Here is a 26,145-nt window from a genome sequence, read left to right as displayed (position 1 = left end):
GGCTCCAACACCGCCGAGGCAGCACCACGGCTCGTGAGCTCAATGGTCACTAGTGCCTGTCCGACCACCTGGAAATGGTGCCGGACAGCGCTACCGTCCAACTGGAGGCTCCTCTTGCCCTGGCGGCTAACCTCGCGCAGCCGTGCCCGCGCGAGGGCTCCGCTTGCTAATCTCGACTTTTCTCTAAGCACGCGGACCGTGTCGACTGCCTTTGTGTGCAGCGCTGTTGGGCCAGTGCACATGTGCGGTGGGACGGGGAGGGGGACCACGGCGTGAGACCTGCCTTGGTGTTCATTCATGGGATCGGTGGCGCACGAGACCCCGAGACGGAACGTGACTCCTGGCTCGCGGCCCTGGCTGTCGGAGCCCACAAGGCGGGTCATTCGCCGGACGGATTGGCACTGGCTCAAAACGGCTTCGTTGACACGGCCTTCGCCTACTACGGGGATCTGTTCGCGCCCCCGCAGACACAAGGAGGCGCGGCGCCCCACGTCGAAGTAGGTGAGGGCGAAGTGTTCCGGCATATGCTGGAGGACTTGATTGACACTCAGCTGGCGCTCTACCCCGGCGACAGTGAACGGCGCGTCCTGCAGCACGCGCGCGTGGAGCTGACGGCTACACAGCAGGCTCAGGGGAGCGGAGATGTCGCACGACGACTGGTAAATGTCTGCACAACCCTGCTAGCCCTGCCGGGATTACGTCGCGGGGGCCAGTGGGCGAGCGGCCGCCTCATGGCAGGGCACCTTTCCCAAGTGACCCGTTATCTGGCCAGGTCCGAGGTGGACAGCAACGGACGCACTCTCGACGAACGCATCCGCAATCGCGTCCTGGACTTCCTGGACAACGGCAGGCCAACAGTCGTCATAGCGCACTCCCTCGGGAGCGTCGTCGCGCTGGAATCCCTGCACCACCATGGGGGTCGCATCCCGTTGCTCGTGACTTTGGGATCCCCGATAGGCATGCGCACCGTCGTACGCCCTCGGCTGCGCCCTCAGCCGCCTGTCACCCCGGACTGCGTGGAGCGCTGGCTCAACCTCTGGGACCGGGACGACATCATCGCTCCTCGCCCATGGCTGGAGCGGGACGTACTGCCCAACGCCGGTGGCTGCCTGCCGGTGAGCGATCGGGTGGACTCGGACGGCATCTGGGTCCACACAGCCACCAAGTACCTGGCGCAGGCAAGCGTGGCCGGTCCGGTCGTGGAGGCCATCCGGCTCGCCGGGGAGGGGACAGCTGCATGACCGACTCGCGGCTGCTTCTCGTCGTGGCGCCCCAGAACACCGCCGTGGGCCATCTGGACGAGTTGGAGGGCGCCGCGCGCGCCTTGGGGGAGGTACTTCAGCAGAACGATCTAGGCCAGTGCTTACCCGCGCTTGCTGGCGGAGTTGCCGTGTTGTACGGCACGGAGGTGACCCAGGTCCGGATCGAGGCCGCAGTGCGTGCCGCCGCCCGGCGGGCCGGGGACGTCGGCGCCACACTGGTCCTGGCCTTCCTCGGCCATGGCATGGCGCCGCCGGGACGCTCCGAGTTATACGTAATGGGGGCCGACACGAAGCCGGACGTACTCAGTACTGCCGTGAACGTTGGCCATCTCATCATCGAGGCAGCGGACCAGCCTGGAGTCAACGGCGTCATCGGTCTGGTCGACACCTGCCACGCTGCAGGAGCCGTGCCCGACGTCAAGGCTCTGGTGGCAGGCGTACGGGGCGGGCGCACCCGCGTTTCCCTGCTCATGGCCTCTGGGGCTGACCAGAAAGCCTACGATCTCGTGTTCAGCCGACAGCTCACCGAACTGCTGAGACAGGGACTCTCGGGCGCAGGGAAGCGCATGGGGGTATCCGCGCTCCGGGAGGCGCTGAGGCATGTGGTAACCGGCCAGGACGTAGTCAGTCTGGAGCACGACGGTGATCACTTTGCGGTGCACGAGCTGTGGCTGTCGCACAATCCCCGCCTCGTCGGCGCCGATCGCCCTGGCCCTGGCACGTTCGGCAACGAGGACCTTCGATTGGCACTGGAAGCGGTCGGCCCTGCCGTGACCTGGCCGGAACCCTGGACACTGCACGAGCTGGACCGGGTGCGACATGAGATTCAACGGATCAAGGAGACCGGCACAGGAATCGGCCCGGCTGCCCTCGTCCAACGGGCGGTCCACATCGTTGACGGCCTGCGTATCTGCCTCGTCAGCCGGTCCTTCCTTACCTCCTGGATGGCCAGCAAGCTGACTACTCAACGGCTGCGCAAGGCACTGCCCGCCATGCCCGCCGACGCGCACGCGCTGGTGCCACACACCACGGGCACTGCGCTGCTCACGGATCTCCTCGAATTACTCGTCCTACGCGCACCGCGGGTCGGTGACAGTAGGACAGCATTGCTCACCAGCTTCGTCGCGGCGCTCGGAGCCGATGCCGGGCTGGACCTTTCCGCTCCCGAGGTTGCGGCATGGGCAGACGTCTGCGGGGCCCAGATCGAGCTCAACGACACCCAGGAGAATCTCTCCCGCGGCCAAGCCGAGCGACGACTGCGTCTGGTAGTCAGCCTGCACGCCACGGTGGCGGACGACTGGCCCGAGTCGCTGGACCTGTGGCTGCTGGACGACGGCGCAGTGTGCGAGCGAGCGGAGGTCGCCTGCGCGCCCACGCAGGCGGCGGTCGAGGCAAAGGTCGGAGAGGCTGTCGCCTGGGCGCGCAAGCACGCGCGGCAGCGCCACGCGCCGCTGAAACACGTGGACGTCGCCGTCCCCACTTCGCTAATCCTGCGCTGGAAGCCCGAAGAGACCGACTTCGGCGTGCGTCTGGGCGTGAACTACGACGTGGTGGTGCGCTGGAGCATGCGTCTGAACCCACCTGCTCACCTATGGTGGATCAACGATCACGCTCGGGCTGGCCTGGAGCGGATGAGCAGCTGCGCGACCAAGGCTCCTGTCGACTGGCTGGCCGAACAGGACATGGGCCAACCGCAGGACTTCGGAGACCTGTTGCGGGCCGGCAGGTACACGCGTGCCGTGGCGTTCACGCACCGGCCGACCCACCTGAAGCAGCTGATGGAACTGCTTCTAGCATACGTGCCGGTCGTGCTGTGGCCCGACACAAACAATGACTTCTCATCGGCGGAACAGACGCTCCTGGATATGTTCTGGGACCGTCTGCCGACAGAACTGGCCGAAGCGTACCGGCAGCGCTGGCAAGGCGGTTCCGCTGCCCCTTCTGACCGGCTCGCCGATCTGAGATCTGTCTGGCACGACCTCGAATGGCTTGACTTCTGCAGTTGGTTCGACAGTCACGACGTCGTAAACGGGAGCTTTTCATGACCTGGAGTCCGTACTACACCGGGGACGGCGTCCCGCGAGACGTGGAACTCGCACCTCCTCCGCCGTGGCGGACGTTCCCACGCCGTGCAATGGCGAAGGAATTCCAGCCGCCCGCAGGACTCGTGGAATCCGTGAACGCGGCGCTACACCTACGGCGGCCATTGCTCCTGACGGGCCCGGCTGGATCGGGTAAATCCACCGTCATTGAGCAGGTGGCCAGCGAGCTGAAACTTGGAGGCGTGCTGCGCTGGCACATCACCTCCCGCAGTACCCTGACCGACGCGCTGTACCGGTACGACGCCCTGGGCCGCATCCATGCGCAACGCCTCGGCCAATCAGGCGGGGTCGACAACATCGCACCTTTCATGCAATTGGGGCCGCTTGGCACAGCCCTGTTGCCTTCGGACCAGCCCAACGCGCTATTGATCGACGAAGTGGACAAGAGCGACCTCGATCTCCCCAGTGATTTGCTCGACGTCATGGAACGCGGTGAATTTGAGATCCCCGAACTCGCCCGCTACCAAAAGGACGTCGTCTCCGTCCGGCAGTGGGGCGGCGACGAGCACCACGACATCGAGCGGGGCCGTGTGCGCTGCACGCAGTTTCCCTTCATTGTCATGACGAGTAACGGCGAGCGTGACTTCCCAGCCGCATTCCTTCGCCGATGCATCCGCTACACCATGCAGCCGCCTACGGTTTCCTTGCTTCGCCAGATGATCATGGCTCATTTGCAGATCGACATCGAGGACGGAGGACCGGTCCGGGACCTTGTCGAGGAATTTGTGGCCAGACTCGACGGCGGCGACAGCCTGGCGATCGATCAACTACTCAATGCCGTTCACGTGATGTCCGGAACCACAGTTCCGGGCGACGGCAGACGGCAGTATGTCGTCGAACTGCTGATGCGAGAGCTGTCACGTGCCTGACCACTTGTCGCATGTGCTGCATCACCTCCTTGCGGCAGGGGCGCTGGACCTGGATGACACGGCGCTGGCCGAAGCCGTTTGGCTGGCTGCCACGTTCCGTGGGGAACCGATCCGGTCGCACACAGGCACCGAAGAACCCGAACCGGTGCCGCCGCGGACCGACGGTGCACAGAGGCACCGGCCGCGTAGCGGTCGGGCGGTCGCGGGCTCGCCCCGGCCCGGCCTGGCGATACATGAGCAGCTTTCCGACAGCCTCGGCAGTGTGTCGGGCGAATTGGTCGCCGTCACGCGTGGCCGGGCCCTGCCTCAAGCCCTGGATTTATCACGTGCGTTGCGGGCCTACAAACGGCCGTGGGCGGCTGGCCTGCACACGGAACTCGACGTCGAGCAGACGATTGACGGATACGCGCGCAGCGGTGAGCTGATCCCGGCGTTCCGAGCGGCTCCGGAGCGGTGGTTCGACCTGTTGCTGATTGTCGACCGGACGCTGTCCATGCAGGTGTGGAAAGAAACCATCGCCGAGCTGGAGCGCGTGCTTAACCACCTTGGAGCCTTCCGCCTTCTGCGCACCTGGGGGCTGACTTTCGAGGGCTCGCAGCCCCTTCTCCACGATCACCAGGGGGCGGCGGCTGGCCCCGACCACGTGCTCTCACCCCAGGGGAGGCGTTTGGTCCTCGTCATCTCCGACTGCTCGGCCCACGGGTGGTACCGCGCGGAAGTTTGGAGGCAGCTGCGCGCCTGGGCTCAGTCGACACCGGTGGCACTGCTCGATCCGCTACCTCCGAAGCTCTGGAGGCGCAGCGCGCTGGACCTCCCAGGCGTCACCGCCAGGCAGGCTGTGCCAGGCAACGGCAGCACCACGCTGCGCTTTGACATGCCGCTGCTCCTGCAGGACTCGGGAACCGATAGATCGCCGTGGTTCCCTGTCCCCGTCCTCTCGTTGAGCCCTCACTCATTCGGCCGCTGGGCACGCGCGCAGATGCGCGGCGATCCAGGCGGCTGCGACGCCGTGCTCGTTCCCCCAGCGGGGCGCGTTCAGCGCGGCAACGTCCGCCACACCCACGTGGCCCGGGTGGACCCTGTCCAAGCGTTCGTGCGGACAGCTTCACCAGACGCGGCCAAACTGGCCATCCTGTGCGCATTGGCTGGACGCGTCAGTTTGCCCGTTCTCCATTTGATCCGGCAGGAGTTCGTACCCGAGGCCACGGTCGCCGACATTGCCGAACTGATCACGAGTGACATCGTGTCTCTTCATCCTCAGGACGACGGCACGTTGGTTGTGACCTTCCGCAGCGGCGCCGAAGAGGAACTGAAGCGACTGCTACCTCAACATGAGGCGTGGCGACTGTACGGGATGCTAGATAGATACGTGAGCGTCTGCGCTCCCGGTACCAGCGTGCCCGCGGTTTTGGACGATCAAGAAGCGCTGCACCAGCTCCCCGCCGAAATGAGGCCGTTCGGTCAGGCTGCCCTTGATGTTCTACGGGCGCTCAACGCCGACGACGGCGAAGACGAGCCAGCCGGTATGGCGGCGGTCGTCGCCTCGGCGACGGCTCGGATTGCTGGGGAACTCGACATCGATGAGATCAGCCGTGCCTTGTTCGAAACCACGATCCCGGGTTTCGCTGACGGCCTCGTCCTCTACCTGCGCGACCCCTTGCCGGTCGGCGACGAGCGGCCCCTGGGCCCTGTGGTGCTGAGGCGATGGCGTACGGACCGAAGCTGGAGGGGCTATGACGCTGAGGACTTCCTGGCGCCCTCCTTCCTTCCGGAGCCTGATGTCGGAGAGGCCGCAGAGCTGTGCGAGGTGCTGCCCGACGGCGCACTCGCCGACGTGCTACGTCGAGTACGGCCCATGTTCATGGATTCGCCCACCTCCGTCGATGCGTTGAACGAACTTCTGGGCGACGGACACACCGCAGCGGGTGGCCAGCGAGCCATCCTTGCGCCTTTGCGTGGCCGCCGTCGGGTGATTGGCGCCGTCGTCTTTCTGCGTGACCGAGACCGGGTGCCCTTTGCGGGCGACGATCTGTTGCTCTCGGCCCAACTGGCCACGCACAGCGCGATCGCGATCGACAAGGCCGTGCTCTACGGGCAGGAGGCGGGCAGCAACAAGGAACTGCAGCGTGCGATGCTGCCGGAGACGCTGCCCCGGTCAAGCGGCATCCAGCTCGCCGCCCGATACCTTCCTGCCTCGCAGACGGCCCAGGTGGGTGGCGACTGGTACGACGCGATCCCGCTGCCCGGCAGCCGGATCGCCTTGGTGGTCGGCGACGTCATGGGCCACACCACGACGTCGGCCGCGATTATGGGCCAACTCCGCACCACCGCCCAGACGTTGGCCAGCCTCGACCTGCCCCCGCAGGAGGTCCTGCACCACCTCGACGAACAGGCCCAGCGCCTCGGCACCGACCGCATGGCGACCTGCCTCTACGCGGTCTACGACCCGGTCTCGCACCGCATCACCATCGCCAACGCGGGACACCCGCCGCCGGTGCTGCTGCACCTGAGCGGCCGGGCCGAGGTCCTGCGGGTGCCGGAGGGCGCGCCGGTCGGTGTCGGCGGCATCAACTATGAAGCCGTGGAGCTAAATGCCCCGGCCGGGGCGACGCTGCTGTTGTATACCGACGGCTTAGTCGAGTCGCGCGAGCAGGACGTGTGGACCGGGATAGAACAGCTGCGCGAGAGGCTCGCCGGGGTCGCCCAACAGGCCGACCCCGGCCATCCGCCGCCGCTCGAGGCGCTGTGCGACGAGGTGCTCGACATGCTCGGCTCCGGCTTCCAGGACGACGACGTCGTGCTGCTCGCTGCCCGCTTCGAGGGAATTTCACCAAGCAACGTGGCGTACTGGTCCCTCGACCCGAAGTACCAAGCGCCAGGCCGGGCCCGGCAAGTGGCACGCCAGGCGCTGGCACGCTGGGGCTTGGAGGCCACTAGCGATGCTGTCGTACTTCTGATCAACGAACTTGTGACCAACGCCATACTCCATGCGTCGGGGCCAATCACGCTACGACTGCTGCGCACAGACGTGCTGCGCTGCGAAGTTGGCGACGGCACGCCCCAACTTCCGCGGCTCAAAAAACCATGGACCCCGGATAAGGGCGAGTTTGGTCTGCACTTGGTCAACACGATCGCCAGCCGATGGGGCAGCACTCGACTCAGCACTGGCAAGGTCGTGTGGTTTGAATACCGCCTGCCTGACGCTCCGGACGTCGCCCCCTGAGGCACTCGCTCAGCACCAGCCGCCGCATCAGCCAGCCCGGGTTTGTTCGCGGCAACTGGAGGATTTCCACTTGTTCCGCGGTCCCTTTTCCCGTGCCATCGAGGAGGGCAGGATCTTGGTATGAAGATTCTGGTCTTGGGTGGTACATGGTTCTTGGGCAAGAGCATCGTGGCGGAGGCGCTACGCCGCGGCTGGGATGTGACAACGTTCAACCGCGGCCGGTCCGGGCACGACGTGTCCGAGGTGCACACGGTCCATGGCGATCGCACCAAGGTTGCGGATCTCAACCGGCTTGCTGCCCAGGGTCCTTGGGACGCGGTGATCGATACGTCGAGTTCCGAGTTTCCACCGCGTGACGTGCGGCTGGCCGCGCAAGCCCTGCGCGATGCGACAGCTCGGTGGGTGCACGTGTCCACCGTCTCCGTGTACGCGGGGTGGCCGCACGACACGTTGACCGAGGAGTCCGAGGTGCTGGAGTGTCCGTCGGACGCGGACGAGTCCTTCGGTTACACCGGCGCGGACGGGTCGCCCACCAAGTACGGGTTCCAGAAGGCCGGCGGGGAGCGGGCGGTCGCCGAGGCGTTCGGCGACGGGGCGATCTTCCTGCGGCCGGGGGTCATCCTCGGGCCTGGTGAGTACGTGGGCAGGCTGCCGTGGTGGCTGAACCGGGCCAGCCGGGGCGGAGCGGTGCTGGCGCCGGCTCCGGCCGACCGGGTCATCCAGCCGGTCGACGTGCGCGATGTCGCGGCCTTCGCCCTGGACCAGGTGGCTGCCGGCGGCGGCGCCTACAACCTGGCCCATCCGGAGGGGATGGGGTTCGGAGACTTCCTGCTCGCCTGCCTTGCCGTCACCGAGTCGAACGGTCACCCGGTGTGGGTGGAGCCTGAGGTGCTCATCGAGCACGAGGTCCGGCAGTGGACCGAGCTGCCCCTCTGGCGTACCCACGCCGGCGTGTGGTCGGTGGACCCCAGCAAGGCGGTGACGGCCGGGCTGCGGTGCCGGCCGCTGACCGAGACGATCACGGACACGTGGGCCTGGCTGCGGACCGACGGGCGTCCGGTGGATCACCCTCGCTGGGCGGAGCACGGAATCGCCCCGGAAAAGGAGGTCAAGATCCTCGCTGCTCTGGCCTCCACCTCCTGAGTCGGCTCATCCCTCCAGGACGGCCACCGCGCCGGCTCCCACACCCAGTTGGTGCTGAGCGGCGAGGCGACTGAAGTGTTCCAGGCGCTCGCCCATTTCGTCGGCGAGGGGCGCCCGTCGGAACCGCTCGTCGATCAGTGCGCGACGGACGCGCGTGGTACGGGTCAACAGACCGGTGGCGCGCTGCTCGCCGGGCACGATCCAGACGCGTTCGAGAGCGTCGGCGGCGCCGTCGAGGTCACCGCACAGGAGCCGGGCCGCGGCCAGGTCCGCGGCAGCCCCGCCCACGACGCGTGCGGAGCGGAGGGCCTCGGGCTTGCCTGCCACCAGGTCGAGCGCAGTGCGGGCAGCGGCCTCGGCCTGTTCGCCGTCGCCGAGCAGCAGACAGGTCGAGGCGTTAGACATGGCCAGTCGGTCGTCGGGGAAGCCGAACTCGCCCGCCACGCCGTCGTGCAGGTCGTCGATGTGTCCACGCCCTTCCTGGCGAGAGGCGTTGAGCGCCTGCTGGGCCGAGGCAGCGTCTCCTCGGTGGCCGTGCGCGCGTGCCTCGATGGCCGCCAGGCGACGATGTGCGACATCGCCGAGCCCCGTGAACATCTGCGCTCGCTGGGCGATCTGGGCCGCTTCGGCGGGCCGACCCGAGAAGTAGGCGATGTAGGCGAGGGCACCGCCGGCGAAAGCCCGCAGTGGGGTGAAGCGGGCGGTCTCGCCATACAGGGCGGCGGCCCGGGCGAGACGGGTGGCACCGTCGAGCGAGCCGAGGTCGAAGGCTGCGGCGGACAGCAGGGCGCAGGCTTGTCCGGCGATGACCAGCAGGTCCTGCTGCTGGGCGGGTACCTGGGTGCGGTCGCGGTGCTGTTCGGCTTCCTCCCTCAACTTCCGTGCGGTCTGGAGGACTTCGAACGCCGAGAAGGAGTGGTAGCGGCGGGCGAGTTCGGCGACGTCGTCGCGCAGCTGGTCGACGGTGGTGTCGGAGATGGACGCGGAGGCGGCAGCACCAGCCTCGTTGGACGCGTCGCGTGCGGTCATGTCGATCTCGTCTTTCAGGCTGAACGCGGGTGCGGGTGACTCGGCTGAGGGAGGCGCCTGAAACAGGGCAGCTGCGCTGACGCCAAACATCTCCTCCAGTACCCGGCAGGCGTCCGGGCCGGGCAGGGTCCGGATGGTGCCCGCGGTCCAACGGCGGAACTGCGCCTCGGAGATCGTCGGGTTCGCGGTGCCCTTCCTGATGACCTTCTCGGCGGTGCGGGTGAAGTGGCCCACGAAGTCGCCGTAGCGCCAGTGACGTTGGGCCACCAGGGCCTTGAGCAGCGTCCTGGGACGTTCATCCATCATCGGCCCCTCTCGGCCAAAGAAGACCACTGACCAACCATCGTCGGCCTTTGGCCTGCGGCTCCCTCGCATTCAGGGGACCCCGGCATACGAGGGAGCCGCAACCGCCTTGGTGCAGACGACACTTCGAAGCTACCCGCGTGCCACGTGCGTCACCTGGAAGAGCGGCAGACGCTACCCGCTGGGCCATGGTGACGACATCCGCACCGGCCTCACTCTGATCGCCGTCACCTAGTGCGAGGACACCATCTCCAGCGACGTACCCGCCGCTGGAGGCGTCTCCGCCCGGACAGTCCGTCTCTTCCCAAGGAGCACCGCCGTGAAGCAGGAAAGCCCCCCACCGGCCCTCCAGGACAGACGGCCGCTCTCCCACCGGACGTGCGGCCAGACCTGGCCCGTGCGGTTGCCCGCGAAGCCATGGACAACTCCGTCCGGTGGAGCACGCGTTCATGCTGCTCTGGGCGCCTTCGACAACAGTACGTCGACGGTACGGCGGGTCCGGGACGCTCTGCGCAGGTGGACATGATGACGATTCCTCGACAGAGCACGAACGCCGGCCGCGTTCTGAGAGCGATCGCCATCCCGTTGGAGTCCGATCCGCACGCGGCGTCCAAGGCACGTAGGACGACGCGCGACACCCTGACCTCTTGGGGCCTGGGCAACTTGGCCGACGACATGGTCCTGGTCGTGTCGGAGCTTGTCACGAACGCCGTGCAACACGGCGAGGGCCCCATCGTGATGGTTCTGCAGCAGCGCGACGACACCATCCTGGCCGAGATCGCCGACGCCTCTCCCAGTCTGCCCGTGCCCCGCACCCAGTCCACCGAGGGCGAGTCCGGCCGCGGGTTATCCCTGGTGGAAGCGTTCTCCGACGACTGGGGATGCCGTACGCGACGAAGGCGTGGGGGCAAGTGGGTCTGGTGCAGCCGATCACTGAGCCCCGTGGCTACCTCGCAGGTGGGCCAACCCGCGCCCCCCGAGCTGGCACCCCTCGACGCAACCATCCCCTAGCCCCAGCCGACACAACCCACATCTCCTCCACGTCGCGACCGGCTCGGCAGAGACAGCCGAGAAAGAGAGAGCTCGTGAATAACGTCCTCGACATGACGACCCACCAAGAGGAAGCCCCCGCATCCGCTGAGCAATTGCGCGACGCGATGGTCCGAGAACTGATCGAAGTCGACGCCGCCCGTAGCCCGCACGTCGTGGCCGCGTTCCGCAAGGTCCCCCGGCATCTGGCCACCCCCGAACTGGACCTGGCCACGGCCTATCAGACGGAGTTCGCCGCGATCACGAAGAAGGACTCCGACGGCGTGGCCATCAGTTCGGTGTCCGCCGCCCGCATCCAGGCCATGCAGATCGAACAGGCCGACCTGCGGCCCGGTATGCGGGTACTGGAGATCGGCTCCGGCGGCGTCAACGCCGCCTATCTGGCCGAGATCGTCGGCCCCGAGGGCCTCGTCGTCACCGTGGACATCGACCACGACGTCACCGCACGCGCCGAGGAGTTCCTGGCCGAGACCGGCTACGACCAACGGGTGCGCGTCGTCACCGCCGATGGCGAATACGGCGTGGCCGACCACGCTCCGTACGACCGCGTTCTCGTCACCGTCCAGGCCGCCGACATCCCGCCGGCCTGGACCGAGCAGCTCGTCGACGGCGGCCGCATCGTCGTGCCCCTGCGGATGCGTGGCATGACCCGTACCGTCGCGCTCGTCCGCCACGGCGACCAACTGCTGAGCGACAGCGTCGAGTTGTGCGGCTTCGTGCCCATGCAGGGTGTCGGCGAGAACCGCGTTCGCCTGGTCCTCCTGCACGACGCCGAAGGCGAAGAAGTGGGCCTGCGTCTGGACGGTCACCCCGAGCCGGACGCCGACGGACTGCGGGCCGCCCTTCGCAGCCCCAGCGTCAAAGCATGGTCCGGAGTGACACTCGCCGGCGACGAGTCCAGCGAGCACCTGGACATGTGGCTGACGACCGCACTGGACAACCTGCCGCTCCTGGCCGCGACCCCGGCCGCCCGCGAGCGCGGCCTGGTTGCCTCGGCCTCGCCGCTCGGGGTCCCCACGCTCGTCGACGGCGACAGCTTCGCCTATCGAACTGTTCGGCGTACCGAAAACCCGGACCGGTTCGAGCTCGGCGCCATCGGCCACGGGCCGCAGGGCCAGAAGGTCGCCGAGCGCCTGGTCGAGGAGATCCAGGTCTGGGACCGCGAGCACCGCAGCGACCGAGCACGGATCGAGATCCACCCGACGGGCGCACCGGACGGGCAGCTTCCCTCGGGCCGCGTCGTCGACCGCCCGCACACACGGGTCCTGATCACCTGGCCGTAGAGCTGAGAGCGCCCACCAGCCAGGACAGCAAGGCACATCCCACTCACTCAGGAGGAATCGAGATGGCACCACAGGGCAGCACCACTCTCAAGGCCGCGACGGACTTCACGTCCGGCACCGATACGGACTTCGACCTCGACATCGAGACCATCGCGTCTGCTCCGGTCGTGCCCGGCCTGCTGAACGACACCGGCGACGGCTGCACCTCCACCTGCCAGTCCGCCTGCTCCAACAGCACCTGCATCGGCGGCTGATCAACCGCTGAGGGGCGGGGCCGGGGTCACCGGTCCCGCCCCTCGCCACACAAGACGACGAACGAAGGAGGCATTGCGATGTACGACGCCGTCGACGCGGTTCTGATCAGAGCAGCCGCACGGCCGCTGACTGCACCACAGCCTCCCTGGCCGGACCTCGGCGGCAACACCTCCGGCGACGTCGAACGTTGGCGGGAGTGGATCGGCGAGGTCTGGGCGGACGAGGCCACAGTGGCGGCCATCGAGGTCGCCAGCCCGCTGCTGGTCGAGGCCGTGCACGGCGTGCTCGACGGCCGTAACCAGCGACCTCGCACCGTCCGGCGCGCTGTCATCTCGCTGATGCGCTACCTGTTGCGGATGCAGCACCGTGCCACGCCCTTCGGTCTGTTCGCCGGCCCCACGCCCGTACAACTCGGAGACCGCGCCCAGGTGCGATGGGGTACCGAACACCGGGCGTCCGTCCGAGCGGACGCCGAGTGGCTCACGGAGATCGTCACCGCCCTGGAGCAGAACACCGACCTGCTGCGGCACCTGCCCGTGATCGCCGATCACACGTGCGTCGTCCGAGGCACCAGAATCGCCGTACCGCACCAACCGGGTAGGGACGGTCCTGCCAAGGTCACCCTGCGCCGCACCCCCGCTGCCGATGCAGTGCTCGAACTCGCCCGCGCGCCGATCGCTGTCGAGGACATCGTCGCCAAGCTGCACGCGAGCTACCCCAGCACACCCACGCCGGTGATCGAGGGCATGGTTCGGGACCTCGTCGCCCACCGGATCCTCATCACCAGCCTGCGGGCTCCCATGACCTGCGACGACGCACTCGGCCACCTGGTGGCCCAACTCGATTCTTTAAGCACAGATCTCCAGGCGGAGACAGCCGGGCACCTCCGCCGGATCCACCAGCTCCTGATCCGCCACAACCACGCTCTGGCCGACGAGCAGCGGACCCTCCGCGCCGAGGCCACGAAGCGCATGACAGCCGCGACCGGCGTGAACGGGCGGACCCTCGTGGTGAATCTGCGGCCCGACTGCGATGTCGTCCTGCCCGCCGAGGTCGCACGGGAAGCAGAACGAGCCCTCCAGGTCATGGCACGTATCTCGCCCTACCCTGCCGGGCCTCCGACCTGGCAGGACTACCGCGCCCGCTTCCTAGAGCGCTACAGCATGGGCGCCCTCGTGCCCGTCCGCGACCTCACCGACCCCGACATCGGCCTAGGATTCCCGGCCGGCTACCGCGGCTCCCTCCTCAAGCGTCCCGTCCAGGCCACCACCCGCCGGGACGAACACCTCCTCGCCCTCGCCCAGGACGCCGCGATCAACCAGGCACGCGAGATCACGCTGACCGAAGAGGACCTCGCCGCGCTCGCCGTCGGCGAGGTCACCCAGGTCCCCGCCCATGTCGAGCTGTGCTTCTCCATGCTCGCCACCTCCCTGAGCGCCCTGAACCAGGGCCGATACACGCTGAGCCTCGCCGGGCTCTCCCAGGCGGCGGGCACCACGACTGGCCGGTTCCTGACCATGCTGGAGTCGGCCGACCGCGACCGCATGACGACCGTGTACGCGTCCCTGCCGACGCTCACCGCCGCCACGGACCGCGTACAGATCTCCAGCCCGCCGCTCCGGCTGCGCACCCAGAACGTCAGCCGAGCCCCCGCCGTCGTACCGCACGTGCTCTCGCTGGGCGAGCACAACCTCGCCGCCACGCTCGACCTGGACGACCTCGCCGTGACCGCGGACCCCCAGCGCCTCTACCTGGTCTCGCTGTCCACCGGCCGGCTAGTCGAACCGTCGGCGATGAACGCCGTCGAACTCACCAACGCCACACACCCGTTGGTCCGCTTCCTCACCGAAGTGCACCGCTCACACAGCGCGGTACTGGCCCCCTTCGCGTGGGGAGCAGCCGCCCGACTACCGTTCCTGCCCGAGGTCCGCGTCGGCCGCACCATTCTCTCGCCCGCCTGTTGGCGCCTCCGGACACACGACCTCGTTCACGACGGCCATCCCGACTGGCTACGCCACTTCACCGACTGGCGTTGTCGCTACGGCGTGACCCGCACCGTGTTCCTCGGCTCCGACGACCAGCGCCTCCGCCTCAACCTCGACCACTCCACCCACCAACAGCTCCTGCGCATGGAACTGGAGCGCACCGGCACGGTGACGCTGCACGAGGCGCCCGAGGAGGGGGCGTACGGCTGGCTGGGCCGCGCCCACGAGATCACCATGCCGTTCGCCTCCACAGCTGAACCAGCGGTCCACCGCCCCCGAACGACAGCGGTCGTAAGGCGCGACAGCAGCCGCCTGCCGGGCACCTCCGCATGGGCGTACCTAAAGATCTACTGCCACCCCGAACGCACCCCGGAGATCCTCACCACGCACCTGCCCACCCTGTTCCAAGACCAGGAGGGCGGCGAACCGTTGTGGTGGTACACGCGCTACAGCGATCCGGACACCCACCTGCGCCTACGGCTCCGGCTGCCGACCCCGGACGCCTTCGGCACCACCGCGCAGCACGTCGGAGCCTGGGCGGCGGCACTCCGCGACGACGGGCTGGTCCGCCGCGTCCAGTGGGACACCGATGAACCGGAGACCGGCCGCTACGGCACCGGCGACACCCTGGCCGTCGCCGAACGAGCCTTCGCCGCTGATTCCACCGCCGCGGTCGCCCAACTGAGGCTCGGCCTGCCTCCCCACATGCAACCAGCAGTCACCGCCGCCAGCTTCGCGGACATTGCCGCCGCCTTCACCGACAGCCCGGCCGCCGGGAACCGCTGGCTGACCGAGCGCCTGCTCAAGGGAGAGGGCGAGATGCCTTCGCGTGATGTCCAAGCACAGGCCCTACAACTGACCACCCCAGACAGCGACTTCGCCGCACTGCGAGCCCTGCCCGGCGGCGAACACGTCGTCGCCGCCTGGGCCTACCGCCGCGATGCGCTGAAGACGTACCGGACCGCGCTCGCCGACCACGGCGCCGAACCCACCGACGTCCTGCCCTCCCTGCTGCACATGCACCACAACCGGGCAGCCGGCATCGATCCCGACAGCGAGGCCACATGCCGCCGCCTCGCCCGCACCGCCGCCCTGTCCTGGAACGCGCGCACCGAAGGAGTACCGCAGTGACCACCGCCGTCACACCCGCCTCCGAACAGGACACCGCCTTCCGGCAGTCGCTCGCCCACGGCTCTCTCGGTATCGCCCTGCTCCACATCGAGCGGGCCCGCCAGGGCGATGGATCGCGGCAGGACGTCCACCGCCAACTCACTGGCGTCGGCCCGCTGCTCGACGGAGACACAGCGGGCCTGTTTCTCGGCGCACCCGCGATGACGTACGTCCTGCACCTGGCCGCCGCCGGCAGCAACCAGTACGTCGGCGCCCTGAACGCCCTCGACCGGATCGTGACCACTCACACCCGGCGCCGACTGAAAGCAGCCCACACCCGCATCGACCACGGCCGACCCGCCAGCTTCGCCGAGTACGACCTACTGCGTGGCCTCACCGGCCTCGGCGCCCTCCTCCTGCGTCGCGCCCCCGACGGTGCGGAGATCCAAGCCGTCCTGGAATACCTCGTGCGCCTGGCAGAACCGCTTCCCGGCCCCAACGGGCGCCCCCGGCCCGGCTGGTGGGTGGGCCACAGCCCCGTCAACCTCGGCAACCCCACCCCCGGCGGCCACGCCAACGCCGGGCTCGCCCACGGCATTACCGGACCCCTGGCTCTCCTCGCACTCGCCCACCTGCGCGGCATCACCGTGCCCGGCCACCAGGAAGCGATGATCCGCATCTGCCGCTGGCTGGACCGGATACGCGTCAGCGACCGCCGAGGAACCCGATGGCCACGCTGGATCACCGATACCACCGCGAGTCCCGTGCACTCAGCGGCGCCGTCCTGGTGTTACGGCACCCCCGGCCTCACCCGCGCCCAGCAACTCGCCGCCCTCGCCCTCGGCGAAACCGACCGCAAACGCATGGCCGAACGAGCGCTCCTTGACTGCCTGGCTGACCCTCTGCAACTCGACCAACTCACCGGTCGGGGCCTGTGCCACGGCACCGGCGGCCTCATGCGGGTGGTTCAGCGCGTCGCTCAGGACACCGACGAGCCTGCCGCTTTCATCAGCTTCCTGCCGCATCTCAGCGAACGTTTCCTTGCCGCCGAGACACCGACAGAAGCCGGGTTCCTCGAAGGCGCGGCCGGAGCCGCGCTCACTCTCCAGGGCATCGAGGCCGACGAGGCACAGGTCAGAGACTGGGATGCCTGCCTGCTCCTCGTCTGACAGAGGCCCCGAAAGGAGTAAGGCGTGGACCTGCACGCCAGCAGAACGGCAGAACGAGCCGTCCACGCCGTCTTGGCCGGCGCGTCGATCGAGGCGGTCTCCGCCCGGCTGCACTCGTCACCGGAACGCCTGGCCGAAGCCGTCAAGCTGTACTGCGCCGCTGGACGGACAGCGCTTGACGCACGGTCGTCAGCCTCCGAATGGCAGCAGGTGAACATCGAGTTCACCGACTACCCGACCGCCCAACGCGCCTTCCTCGCCTACTTGCTGCCGTCTCTACGGGAAGCCTGCGACGTTGGGGCCATTGGCGCCTGGTGGTTCGTCCGCAAGTTCCCCTGCTGGCGTCTCCGCGTCGTCCCCGGCCCGCAGCCGATGGGCGAGTGCGCACCGGAACCCGTCCATGCGGCTCTCGACAGCGCGGTCTCATGGGGCGTGGTGAAACGCTGGTGGCCGTCGCCATACGAGGCTGAGACGGTGGCCTTTGGCGGCACTGACGGGATGAGGATCGCCCACGCCTTGTTCCACGCGGACAGCGCGGGCGTTCTCGACTACCTGCGCGGTCCGGCGGCAGAAGCCAGCGTCCCGCTCGACGCCAAGGCGACCTCGCTGATCATCACCAGCCTGCTCCTGCGTGCGGCCGGCCAGGAATGGAGCGAGCAGGGCGACGTGTGGGCACGCGTCGAAGCCAAGCGCCCTCTCCCAGACGACGTTCCGCCGGAGCGCGTGACCGCTATGACCGGCAGGGTGCGCAAGCTCCTGACAGCCGACACCGCGTCCGCCCTTACCGGCAGCAACCCCTTGGCTCCCCTCGGCGAGTGGGCCGACGCGATCGAGCGCAGCGGCCAGGCCCTCGGGAACGCCGGCCGCGAAGGACGGCTCGGCCTCGGCACACGCGGCATCCTCGCCCGCCACATCCTGTTCCACTGGAACCGCATGGGCTTCACCACGCGTCAGCAGGCCATCTGGTCACGAGCGGCACGAGAGACCATCCTCGGAAGTTAGCCGTCACAACGAGACCCCCTCAAGAACCGACCGTCGTGCATGAGCCTTCGCCATCTTCGAACGTGCTGGTCGGAGGTGGGGCTGGCGTGACGCTCGATCGGGTGTGCTGGTCGCGGGCGCGAGTCATATTTCCAGCTCCGACACTTCACTTGCAGTACGGGTCGATCGCATGAACCGTATTGCTAACAACAAGCAGTGCATCGGTCGCATCAGATGGAACAAGAGAAGTAACCGTTCCGGGAAAAACGGGATCGTAGTCACATTGGTGCACAATTTTATTGCGGCGATCTACGATGACACCTATAGCGACTTTCGCCTGCTGAGCACTTTTAAATGCCGTGCTCCAGATCGCCTTAACTCCAACCATCGCCAGCGCTGCCGCGACGTCGTCGGGCCGTTGATACGTCTCTGTCGTGAGTCGCTCGGCAAAGAAGGACCTTGCAGCCAGTTCACGTGCTGCAATATCTGGTGCATTCACGAGCATTGCTACCGAATTCAGCGGCAGCCCGATTCTCGAAGATGAGCCAGCAGGGAGACGTCCGAGCATTATATCCACGGCCCGATCCAGGACAATGCCGTGTACATATCGATCCCACGCAGCCACGCTTTGCACCAATGCCGCGCGGTACAGATCAGTGGAGTCAACGAGTCCGTTTGTCATATTTCCAATCGACTGACCGAGTCCGACTAGGTCCCTAGCCCTAGCGATGTCTCCCTCAAAGTCGTCGAGCCGCGAGGTGGACATTACGAAATCGCCCCTGTCAGGGTCTCGATGCGTTGCGCAAGGTCATCAAAAGTTTTTCGGAAAACTGTAATATTCTCCAGCGTATTTTCCCAGACTGTGCCTACCCGGCCAACGTCTTGCTGCGTCAATGCAAATACTGGTTTACGCGCTCGTTGAGAATCAGCGATTAGTGTATTGAAATCAGAAATTCGAGAAAGCCAGCGCCCCTCAACGAGGTCAACTCCTGCATAGTTCTCCTCTTCGAGGAGAACGCCAGCCTTGTCTAGCGCAGGCAAGAACCGCTGATCGACGGACTCTCCGAGGAGTCGGAAGTACTCGTCGAAACCGCGTGTCGGCGCCCCGTTTCGCAGTCTATAGCGCTGAACCACGACACCAAGGAATTTCAGCGTTGGCGTGGGGAACGGATAGTCGGCTGTCGCGAGGGCCTCAAGCTGGGCAGCGCGTTGGGCCCAAGCAACCCACTGAGGGACGACCCGAGCAAGCGAGTCTATTGCCATTACGGAAAAAATGTCAGGACTCGTCGGAACCAGAAAGTAGTCTGCAGTGGCGACCAGGTTCTGATTGATCGCTCCGAGCCCGGGGCTCAGATCGACTAGCACATAGTCGGCCTCATACTCTGCCGCCGTGATATCGATAAGGTAACGGAAGCTGCCAGGCAGGTTCCTCAGAGCTTGCATAGATTCTGAGAGTTGCTGGGCGATTCCAAGGGATACTTCGTCCTCGGCCAGTCCCACGTGGCCCGGAACCAAAAAAAGTCCATCTCGCCCTTCGACGGCAACGCACTTAACAGGTTCCAGCGGGCGCGGGCGCGATTTGAAGGCGGGTTCGAGTGCTTCCTTGAGGTTTCCGAGCGGATTCTGAGAATAGTAGTGTTCAAGCCCGTCCGACTGGCTCAAGTCCAGTACCATGCCGGTCAGATTGCACTGTGGGTCCCCATCGACCATGATTACGCGTTTACCACGCTCAGCAAGCATCCAGCCAAGGTTGAAGCAGGTCGTCGTCTTACTAACGCCACCCTTGTTGTTGAAGAGCGCGATAACCTTGGCCACTTGTGTCCTCCGAGCTGCTGAACAACGGGAGCTTAGGGCCTACATCATGACAGTAGAGACCTAACTGGACTGCAAGAGTAGCGGGGAACGGCCCGTCTCCGGCGGCCTTTACACCAGTCAGTGCAGCGGTGGTCGAGCAGGCTTGAAGCTGCTCCCCTCTGTACCGGCTCTGCCCACTGCTGCGCCGACCGCTGCAACCGGTAAAGCATGGAAGGGCGCGCGGCTTCCTGGGAACCTCCCTCGCCCCGCTCCCGCCGCTGAGCTACACGGACCGCTCAATCCCCGCGGCACGGGCGCGATCTCCCCGCTCTGTGCACCTTCCTCGAAGCGACCGACCGTCTCCAGCCGAACCCGATCCTTCTAGCCCTGCTGGTATCGGTCAAACCGGTCCTGCGCGTATCTCAGACCTGCAGCTCAAGCACCGCACGACAAAGATTCAGACAGTTCCAGTTGCATTCGCCTGCGTCCGGCGCGGTCCGCAGGCGCGGCAGGGAACCGCTCCCGCGCAGTTCAGAACCATGACGAACTCGGCCGAACCCAGACGAACATTTGGAAAGCGTGTTTGGGGCAACCCCTCACGAGTTCGACTCTCGTATCCTCCGCATGCCTCTCAACAGGCAACACGAGCCCCCTCCAGGAATCCCGGAAGGGGGCTTTATAGTCCTCCTCAGGCGCTCATGTCCACATCCGCGCCGAGATGCTGGCTCCCGGCTCGCGATCACATCCACGACCATGCGGGGTTCCGAGGACCAGCGGCAACGGGGATGGTGGGTATGCCCGACCTCCTGGAGCCGACCGTTATGCGCTTCGTCGTATGCCCGGGGCCCGACCGGACGGGGGCGCCTCCCGGCCCCCGTGCTCGTACGCCGAGCGCAGACGGTTCTTCGCGGGAGGCACCGCGTCGGCGGCGGGTAACACCGGGCGCAGGGCCGGAGCCACGGCACCGACCTCGTTCGCCTGGTCACCCGTGTAGGACCGGCGAGAACCTCCGCCCGTAATCCCGGGTTCACCTCGCCAGTGGCAACGATCATGGATACGGTTAACGTCCTACGATCAGATCCTCGGGTGCCGATTCCTGTGGGGGGATGTTATGGGGAAGCGTCGCGGCTTTTTTGCGGAGCTGAACTACCAGGCACAGCAAGCGGAGAAGCGTCGGCGTCAGCAAGAGGCCGCTGGCCATCGTGCTCATCTTGCGGCGCAGCGCCAAGCAGAGCGAGCCACGAAGGCGTACGAGCGCGCGCAATTGGCGGCGGCACGATCCTCTGCCGCGGAGAGGAAAGCCGCAGAGCGTGAAGCCGCGCGGCTCCACGTGGAGTCCAGGCTCGCTGAGGTCGAGTCGATGAACGCCAGCCTGGCCGGCGATCTCGCCGACATCGACGGTCTGCTCACGTGGACCCTGGACATGGACGACTACGTCGATCTCGAATCCCTGAAGATCTCGGCGGTCGAGCATCCTCCGTTCACGCCCGGTCGCATGGCCGTCCCGGCGCCCAGTGTTCCGGAGCCGACCTACGAGCCCGAGCCCGTGTACGAGGAGCCGGTCGCACCCGGCGGCCTTTCCGCCATGCTCGGCGGCAAGAAGCGGCACCAACAGGCTATCGAGGGGGCTCGGACCGCCTTTGCGGACGCGCATCGCCACTGGGAGCGCGCCAAGGACGCCGCTCACAGCAGCTACGTCAAGAAGGCAGCCCAGCGCGAAAAGTCGGAAGCCAAGCGCGTGGCGGAACTGTCGGCCGCTGAGGAGAAGTACAAGCAGGAATGTGAGAAGCGCGAGGCTGACGCATCAGCTCACAATGCGGAGGTCGCCAAGCTCATCAACGACCTTGCCTTCGATGTCGAGTCCGCCATCCAGGAGTACGTCGGCATCATCCTGTCCAACTCGGTCTACCCCGAGGTCTTCACGGTCGAGCACGACCATGTATTCAATCTCGCGTCCCGCGAACTCTCGCTCAAGGTCAGCGTTCCGGAGCCTTCATCCATACCCGCGGTGAAGGCGTACCGGTACGTGAAGGCGAAGGATGAGATCGCTTCGACAAACCTGCCCGTTCGCGAAAAGAAGGAGCGGTACGCGAACGCGGTCTGGCAGGTCGCGGTTCGCAGTCTGCACGAAGTCTTCGAGGCCGACCGCGCCGGGAAAGTGCACTCGATCGCGCTGGCGGTCGGCGTCGACACGATCGACCCCGCCACCGGCCGCCCGGCCACCGTTCCTCTGGTCATCGTGGCGGCGGACCGCGAGACCTTCAACAGCTTCGATCTGGCCAAAGTGGTCCCCCAGGCCACCTTGCAGCACCTCGGTGCCGCGATGTCGAAGTCGCCATTCGACTTGGTCCCGGCGGACACAAGTCGCGGCGTCCGCGTTCGGGGAGAGTGATCATGCGGTTCAACCCACCCCCAGGGTGGCCCACACCGCCCGAAGGCTGGACGCCCCCGCCAGGATGGAACCCTGACCCGGCCTGGCCGGCCCCACCACCTGGCTGGCACCTCTTCGTGCCCGACGACGGGTCCGAACCGGACGTCGACGCCGACAAGTCCGTGACCGGGCAGACCACCGGGGCCCCTCCCACGGACCCGGCGCAGGGGTCACCGGGAACGCGGCAGAACCCCGCATCAGCCGTCCCACCGACTCCGCCACCGCTCCGAGGAGTCGACCCCGCGCCGCTGCTGGCCCGCATCGCGGACCTCGAAACGGCGCTCGCCGCCGCACAAGGTGGCGCCGACCTGATCGATCTCAGCGATCAGCGTGCCCTGCAGGATGTCGGCATCTATCGCTACCACCATCCCTTGGAAAACGCGGCGGCCTACAAGGACCGATTGCGCAGTCTCGAAGACAAGATCGGCGAAACCGTCAAGAGCAGTCGCGCGATCCTCGCAGCCGACATGTTCACCTTCGACGGTTCTCTGGCCCGCGGACGGAAGCTGGTCGGCGATCTCTCCAAGCTGATGCTGCGGGCCTACAACGCCGAGGCCGACAACTGCGTTCGCTCGCTGCGGTCGGGGAACGTGCGCACTGCGCTGAAACGGCTGGAGTCGGCGGTCACCGCGATCGAGAGACTCGGGGCGATCATGGAGATGCGGATCAACCCCGAATATCACGCGCTGCGTGTCACCGAGATCGAGCTGACCGCCGACTTCCAGATAAAAATGCAGGAAGAGCGCGAACACGCCCGCCACGAGCGCCAGCTTCTCCGCGAACAGCGCCAGGCCGAGAAGGAGTTGGCCGCCGAGAAGGAACGTCTTGAGAAGGAACGAGCGCACTACGTCAGCGCCCTGGCATCACTCCGCGCCAAGGGCGACGACGCCGCCGTCACGGAACTCTCCAGCCGCCTCGCTGACATCGAGAAGGCCATCGCAGCCAACGACTACCGCATCGCGAACATCCGTGCCGGTTACGTGTACGTCATCTCCAACATCGGTGCGTTCGGTCCGAACATCGTCAAGATCGGCATGACCCGCCGCCTCGATCCGATGGACCGCGTCCGGGAACTCGGCGACGCTTCCGTGCCGTTCCGGTACGACGTCCACGCCTTGTTCTTCTCCGAGGACGCCGTAACTCTAGAGTCGCAACTCCACAAGGCGTTCGCCAGCCGACGCGTCAACTTCGTCAATCAGCGGCGCGAGTTCTTCTTCGCCACACCGTCCGAAGTCCGGGCACTCCTGGCGGACAAAGTGGGCGGCCTACTTGAGTTCACGGAGGAACCCACGGCACCTGAGTATTTCCAGAGTCGCAACCGCTGGCCTCAGCAAAGCTGAACGCGGGTCCGCAGAGCAATCCCCGTCCGCGTGGTTCGGCAACCTCTTGGAAGGGCTCCGCGCGATGTCGTCGAGGAGATTGCCGACCCGGCCGCAGAGGTCCAGCGCCTTGTCGATGCTCGCACCACCGAGCGCAACGCCGGGGCGCACGCCGGCAGTACCGGGAGGCCAAGGTCCCAGCTCAGCCGTCGGCCGCTGTTGGTTACTGGAGAGACCGGCCGCGCTCGCCCGTATGCGCTGTCGGTGTCAGTGCCGCGTGCGACGCTCGTGGCATGGACGAGTGGGACCTGGAGAACGCTGATCCGAACCAGCAAGTAGGGGCACGGCACCACACGGTGCCCGCCTTCTATCTCCGTAGGTTCGCCAACTCCCAGAATCAACTGTGGGTCCGCGACCGCAGGTCCCCCATGCCCGGGCTGCGCAGGGAGAGCGACCTGGCCGTCCGGGACTTCTACACGTTCCAGAACGTCCATGGTGAGCCGGACGGACGCATGGAACAGGTGCTGCAGAGGGTCGAGGGCAGTGCGGCGAGCGCGCTGCGTCGCGTGACCTCGTCCGTGACCTGGGGACGGCCGATCACTCCCGAGGACAAGACAGACCTCTGCATCTTCGTGGCCTTCCAATACGTCCGCGGCCTCCGCAAACGTCGCGAGATCGAGCTCATGTCGGACTTCTACGTCCGTGTCATGCGGCTGAACGACCCTGTCGGCGCCGGGCGCCAGGAGGTCGCCGCCTACCGGGACATGCTCCGCGACTTCAGGACTCTTGAGGTCGCCAGCCACCCCAACGAGCACGTGAGTCTTCTGGGAAAGCTGGCCGAGCCTCTCTCCGAGCACCTGCTCCAGAGGCCCCTGACCGTGTTCGAGCTGACCAACGGATCCCTGCTCACTTGCGACGAGCCCATCGTCACGTTCGACGATGAGGAAGCCGCGCCTGACCCGGTGATCCCGCAGGCACGTCGGCGGACCCGGAGCCGTCGACGCCGAGGACAGCGAGCGATCCGGCAGACCAAGGCCCTCGTCCAGGTCCAGAGCACTCGGAATCGAGGCTTGGCTCGGGTCGATGAGATCGTCATTCCCGTGGGCCGGCGCACGCTGCTGGTCTTCAGTCACCCCGCTGCTGCCAGGCCCTCTCATCTTCGGCTGACTCCGGAAGAAAGCCAGGAGGTAGCGGAGGAGGTCAACACGGCCATCCTGGCCCAGGCGTACTTCATGGCCTTCGCGCACCCGGATGACCGGCACCTCCTCGCAGACCCTCTCCCCGATGTCGGCCCGCTCTATCGCCTCGGCGGTGTCCACCCCGAGCAGGCCCGCGTTGCAGGGGCCGCTCCGAGCCCCCTTCGTCCCAAGCTGTTTGGCCGCCGCTGAGCCCTGCTCCGTGTGCTCTCGCAACCACGCTCTTCCGACCAGCGCCCGTTCCCAGAACTCGGTGATTCGTCAGGCGCCAGGAGGAGCCCTGCACCCCTCCGAGCTGACTCCGTGCCCTTAGCGTGCCCATAGGACCGGTAAACCACGGTCACCTACGGTGCGATCATGCGCTCCCGAGCGTCACGTCAGAGTACGTATGTCGAGGTCAGAGGCTATCCGGCTTCCCAAGCGCCGTCGCTTCCCAAGCTGAGAGTGCGAGTTCGATTCTCGTCACCCGCTCTTACCGAAAGCCCCAGGTCAGTGGCCTGGGGCTTGTAACTTTTGCCGCTGCCTCGCTTGCCTTTTCGCACCCCTACACACCCGAAGATTGGGCACACGGAGGGCACGAGGGCTTGACGGAGGCCGCACGTGCACCACTCATCATGCCGCAGTGCACCGCTGACCTGCGGTTTCACGCGGCGCATCGTGAGATTCGAGCAGGGAAACCCTCAGCCTGCCGTTCCCCGAAGAATGCCGTTGGGTTCGACGCACAGCGCCATCCGGAAGCCTGTGCAGTCAACTACGCTGCCGCGCTGCCCTGATCACCGCTCGCCGGCATACGCACCGTGTGATCCCCGAAATCGGCAACCAAGTCCAGTCGGCCGCCGAGTGCCTCGACATAACGCGCGACGACATCGAGAGTGCTGACCTCGCCGTGCTCAATCTGGGACACGCGGGCAATGCTCACCCCCATGCGGGCCGCGACGTCCTTTGTGCCAGCCCGTACTGCTTGCGCGCCTCAGCCAGTTGGTGCCCACGGGCTTCCGACAGCAGGCGGCGCGATCCAGCTTCCACTTCGGCAGGATCCACGCCGGCCGAGTACAGCTCCTGTTCCAGGGTCTCCCAGTCCTGCGGGGTCTTCTTGGGCATACCCACTCCTCAATCCTCCGTGTCGCCGGTGTAGTCGCGGTAGAGCTGTTCAGCCAGGGGAATGTTGTCGCGGTACCAACGCTCCCAGTTTCCAGCCTTGCCGCCTCCGAGGAGCAGGAGGGCCGAACGCGTCGGGTCGAAGGCGAAGACGACCCGGATCTCGGACCGACCGCCCGATCCCGGCCGCAACTCCTTCAGGTGATGCAGTTCCGATCACTTGAGCCGGTCCACGAGAGGGCGCCCCAGAGTGGGACCCGTCTCACGCAGGGCGGCAACAGCCTGGGCGACCTGAGTGGCTGAGCCGAGATCTTGCTTGATCATCTGCCTGAACCATTCCGCGTACTCATCGGTGACCTCGATCGCCCAACTCAAGACGGCTCCCCTCAACGCCAGCACTACAAGTTGCAGGTTTTCCTTAAATCGCAGCAAGCGGCGCCAGTTCTGATCGCCTTGCCAGAGCCACCCTTCACGCCTGAAGCCCCAAGCATCCGTCCAGGCCAGTGACGCGAACGTGATCACGATCGGTCCGCGTCCAGGCAA

General features: G+C 66.6%; 21 protein-coding genes and 1 pseudogene. 15 read left to right on the top strand and 7 right to left on the bottom strand.

Annotated elements, in window-relative coordinates:
• Positions 1–752: 752 nt before the first annotated feature.
• From OH768_RS28000 to OH768_RS27975, 6 genes and pseudogenes are all read left to right on the top strand, one after another.
• Complete coding sequence (locus tag OH768_RS28000) at positions 753–1,241, top strand: alpha/beta fold hydrolase (RefSeq protein ID WP_323187395.1); 489 nt, start codon at positions 753–755, stop codon at positions 1,239–1,241.
• On the top strand, positions 1,238–3,307 hold the full coding sequence (locus tag OH768_RS27995) for a hypothetical protein (protein ID WP_406458093.1): 2,070 nt from the start codon (positions 1,238–1,240) through the stop codon (positions 3,305–3,307). Before OH768_RS28000 ends, OH768_RS27995 begins: the two co-directional genes overlap by 4 nt.
• Positions 3,304–4,233 (top strand): MoxR family ATPase, encoded by a 930-nt coding sequence (locus tag OH768_RS27990; protein ID WP_266839110.1) that lies wholly within the window; start codon positions 3,304–3,306, stop codon positions 4,231–4,233. Before OH768_RS27995 ends, OH768_RS27990 begins: the two co-directional genes overlap by 4 nt.
• Positions 4,226–5,593, top strand: a pseudogene (locus OH768_RS27985) (SAV_2336 N-terminal domain-related protein); the annotation flags it as partial. The gene OH768_RS27990 and the pseudogene OH768_RS27985, both read left to right, overlap by 8 nt.
• A complete protein-coding gene (locus tag OH768_RS27980) occupies positions 5,588–7,456 on the top strand; it encodes a SpoIIE family protein phosphatase (protein ID WP_406465474.1) in 1,869 nt (622 codons plus the stop codon). The pseudogene OH768_RS27985 and the gene OH768_RS27980, both read left to right, overlap by 6 nt.
• Before the next feature lie 120 nt (positions 7,457–7,576).
• Positions 7,577–8,599, top strand: a complete 1,023-nt coding sequence (locus OH768_RS27975; protein WP_266839112.1) for an NAD-dependent epimerase/dehydratase family protein — start codon at positions 7,577–7,579, stop codon at positions 8,597–8,599.
• 6 nt (positions 8,600–8,605) lie between these two features.
• Here the strand turns inward: OH768_RS27975 and OH768_RS27970 are convergent, their stop codons facing one another.
• On the bottom strand, positions 8,606–9,931 hold the full coding sequence (locus tag OH768_RS27970; RefSeq protein WP_406458090.1) for a DNA-binding protein: 1,326 nt from the start codon (positions 9,929–9,931) through the stop codon (positions 8,606–8,608).
• 525 nt (positions 9,932–10,456) lie between these two features.
• Here OH768_RS27970 and OH768_RS27965 point away from each other — a divergent pair.
• The 6 genes from OH768_RS27965 (at position 10,457) to OH768_RS27940 (ending at position 17,785) form a co-directional block, all read left to right on the top strand.
• Positions 10,457–10,942 (top strand): ATP-binding protein, encoded by a 486-nt coding sequence (locus tag OH768_RS27965; protein ID WP_406458088.1) that lies wholly within the window; start codon positions 10,457–10,459, stop codon positions 10,940–10,942.
• Between the two features lie 92 nt (positions 10,943–11,034).
• Entirely contained in the window at positions 11,035–12,264 is a 1,230-nt protein-coding gene (fxlM, locus tag OH768_RS27960; RefSeq protein ID WP_406458086.1) for a methyltransferase, FxLD system, read from the top strand.
• A gap of 62 nt (positions 12,265–12,326) precedes the next feature.
• The gene (locus OH768_RS27955; RefSeq protein WP_200678509.1) at positions 12,327–12,518 is read left to right on the top strand and encodes an FxLD family lanthipeptide; all 192 of its coding nucleotides are present in this window, start codon (positions 12,327–12,329) and stop codon (positions 12,516–12,518) included.
• 78 nt (positions 12,519–12,596) lie between these two features.
• Positions 12,597–15,635 (top strand): lantibiotic dehydratase, encoded by a 3,039-nt coding sequence (locus OH768_RS27950; RefSeq protein ID WP_406458084.1) that lies wholly within the window; start codon positions 12,597–12,599, stop codon positions 15,633–15,635.
• The gene (locus OH768_RS27945) at positions 15,632–16,783 is read left to right on the top strand and encodes a lanthionine synthetase C family protein (protein WP_266839124.1); all 1,152 of its coding nucleotides are present in this window, start codon (positions 15,632–15,634) and stop codon (positions 16,781–16,783) included. The genes OH768_RS27950 and OH768_RS27945 overlap by 4 nt, the downstream gene beginning before the upstream one ends.
• 24 nt (positions 16,784–16,807) lie before the next feature.
• Positions 16,808–17,785: a thiopeptide-type bacteriocin biosynthesis protein gene (locus OH768_RS27940; RefSeq protein WP_266839126.1), complete on the top strand. Its 978-nt coding sequence runs from the start codon at positions 16,808–16,810 to the stop codon at positions 17,783–17,785.
• A gap of 145 nt (positions 17,786–17,930) precedes the next feature.
• Here the strand turns inward: OH768_RS27940 and OH768_RS27935 are convergent, their stop codons facing one another.
• Both OH768_RS27935 and OH768_RS27930 read right to left on the bottom strand, forming a co-directional pair.
• The gene (locus OH768_RS27935) at positions 17,931–18,446 is read right to left on the bottom strand and encodes a hypothetical protein (protein WP_266839128.1); all 516 of its coding nucleotides are present in this window, start codon (positions 18,444–18,446) and stop codon (positions 17,931–17,933) included.
• An 83-nt stretch (positions 18,447–18,529) separates the two neighbouring features.
• The gene (locus OH768_RS27930) at positions 18,530–19,579 is read right to left on the bottom strand and encodes a ParA family protein (RefSeq protein WP_266839130.1); all 1,050 of its coding nucleotides are present in this window, start codon (positions 19,577–19,579) and stop codon (positions 18,530–18,532) included.
• 1,090 nt (positions 19,580–20,669) lie between these two features.
• Here OH768_RS27930 and OH768_RS27925 point away from each other — a divergent pair.
• The 3 genes from OH768_RS27925 to OH768_RS27915 all read left to right on the top strand — a co-directional run bounded on the left by OH768_RS27925 (position 20,670) and on the right by OH768_RS27915 (position 24,696).
• Positions 20,670–21,950, top strand: a complete 1,281-nt coding sequence (locus tag OH768_RS27925; RefSeq protein ID WP_406458081.1) for a hypothetical protein — start codon at positions 20,670–20,672, stop codon at positions 21,948–21,950.
• A gap of 116 nt (positions 21,951–22,066) precedes the next feature.
• Positions 22,067–23,329, top strand: a complete 1,263-nt coding sequence (locus OH768_RS27920) for a DUF4041 domain-containing protein (RefSeq protein ID WP_406458079.1) — start codon at positions 22,067–22,069, stop codon at positions 23,327–23,329.
• 272 nt (positions 23,330–23,601) lie between these two features.
• Positions 23,602–24,696 carry a DUF4238 domain-containing protein gene (locus OH768_RS27915; RefSeq protein ID WP_406458077.1) on the top strand — a complete coding sequence of 365 codons (1,095 nt, stop codon included), beginning with the start codon at positions 23,602–23,604 and terminating at the stop codon, positions 24,694–24,696.
• A gap of 559 nt (positions 24,697–25,255) precedes the next feature.
• Here OH768_RS27915 and OH768_RS27910 read toward each other — a convergent pair.
• Genes OH768_RS27910 through OH768_RS27895 form a run of 4 tightly spaced genes read right to left on the bottom strand, consistent with a single transcriptional unit; the run spans position 25,256 to position 26,124 of the window.
• Entirely contained in the window at positions 25,256–25,408 is a 153-nt protein-coding gene (locus OH768_RS27910; protein WP_406458075.1) for a hypothetical protein, read from the bottom strand.
• Positions 25,409–25,419: 11 nt separating this feature from the next.
• On the bottom strand, positions 25,420–25,605 hold the full coding sequence (locus OH768_RS27905) for a hypothetical protein (protein ID WP_406458073.1): 186 nt from the start codon (positions 25,603–25,605) through the stop codon (positions 25,420–25,422).
• 9 nt (positions 25,606–25,614) lie between these two features.
• On the bottom strand, positions 25,615–25,803 hold the full coding sequence (locus OH768_RS27900) for a type II toxin-antitoxin system RelE/ParE family toxin (protein ID WP_406465473.1): 189 nt from the start codon (positions 25,801–25,803) through the stop codon (positions 25,615–25,617).
• Between the two features lie 15 nt (positions 25,804–25,818).
• Positions 25,819–26,124, bottom strand: coding sequence for a hypothetical protein (locus OH768_RS27895; RefSeq protein ID WP_406458071.1), 306 nt, complete (start codon positions 26,122–26,124; stop codon positions 25,819–25,821).
• Between the last annotated feature and the right edge of the window lie 21 nt (positions 26,125–26,145).

The sequence above is a fragment of the Streptomyces sp. NBC_01622 genome, from assembly GCF_045209635.1.
Classification (GTDB): Bacteria; Actinomycetota; Actinomycetes; order Streptomycetales; family Streptomycetaceae; genus Streptomyces.
This window is presented reverse-complemented; position numbering and strand designations above follow the sequence as displayed.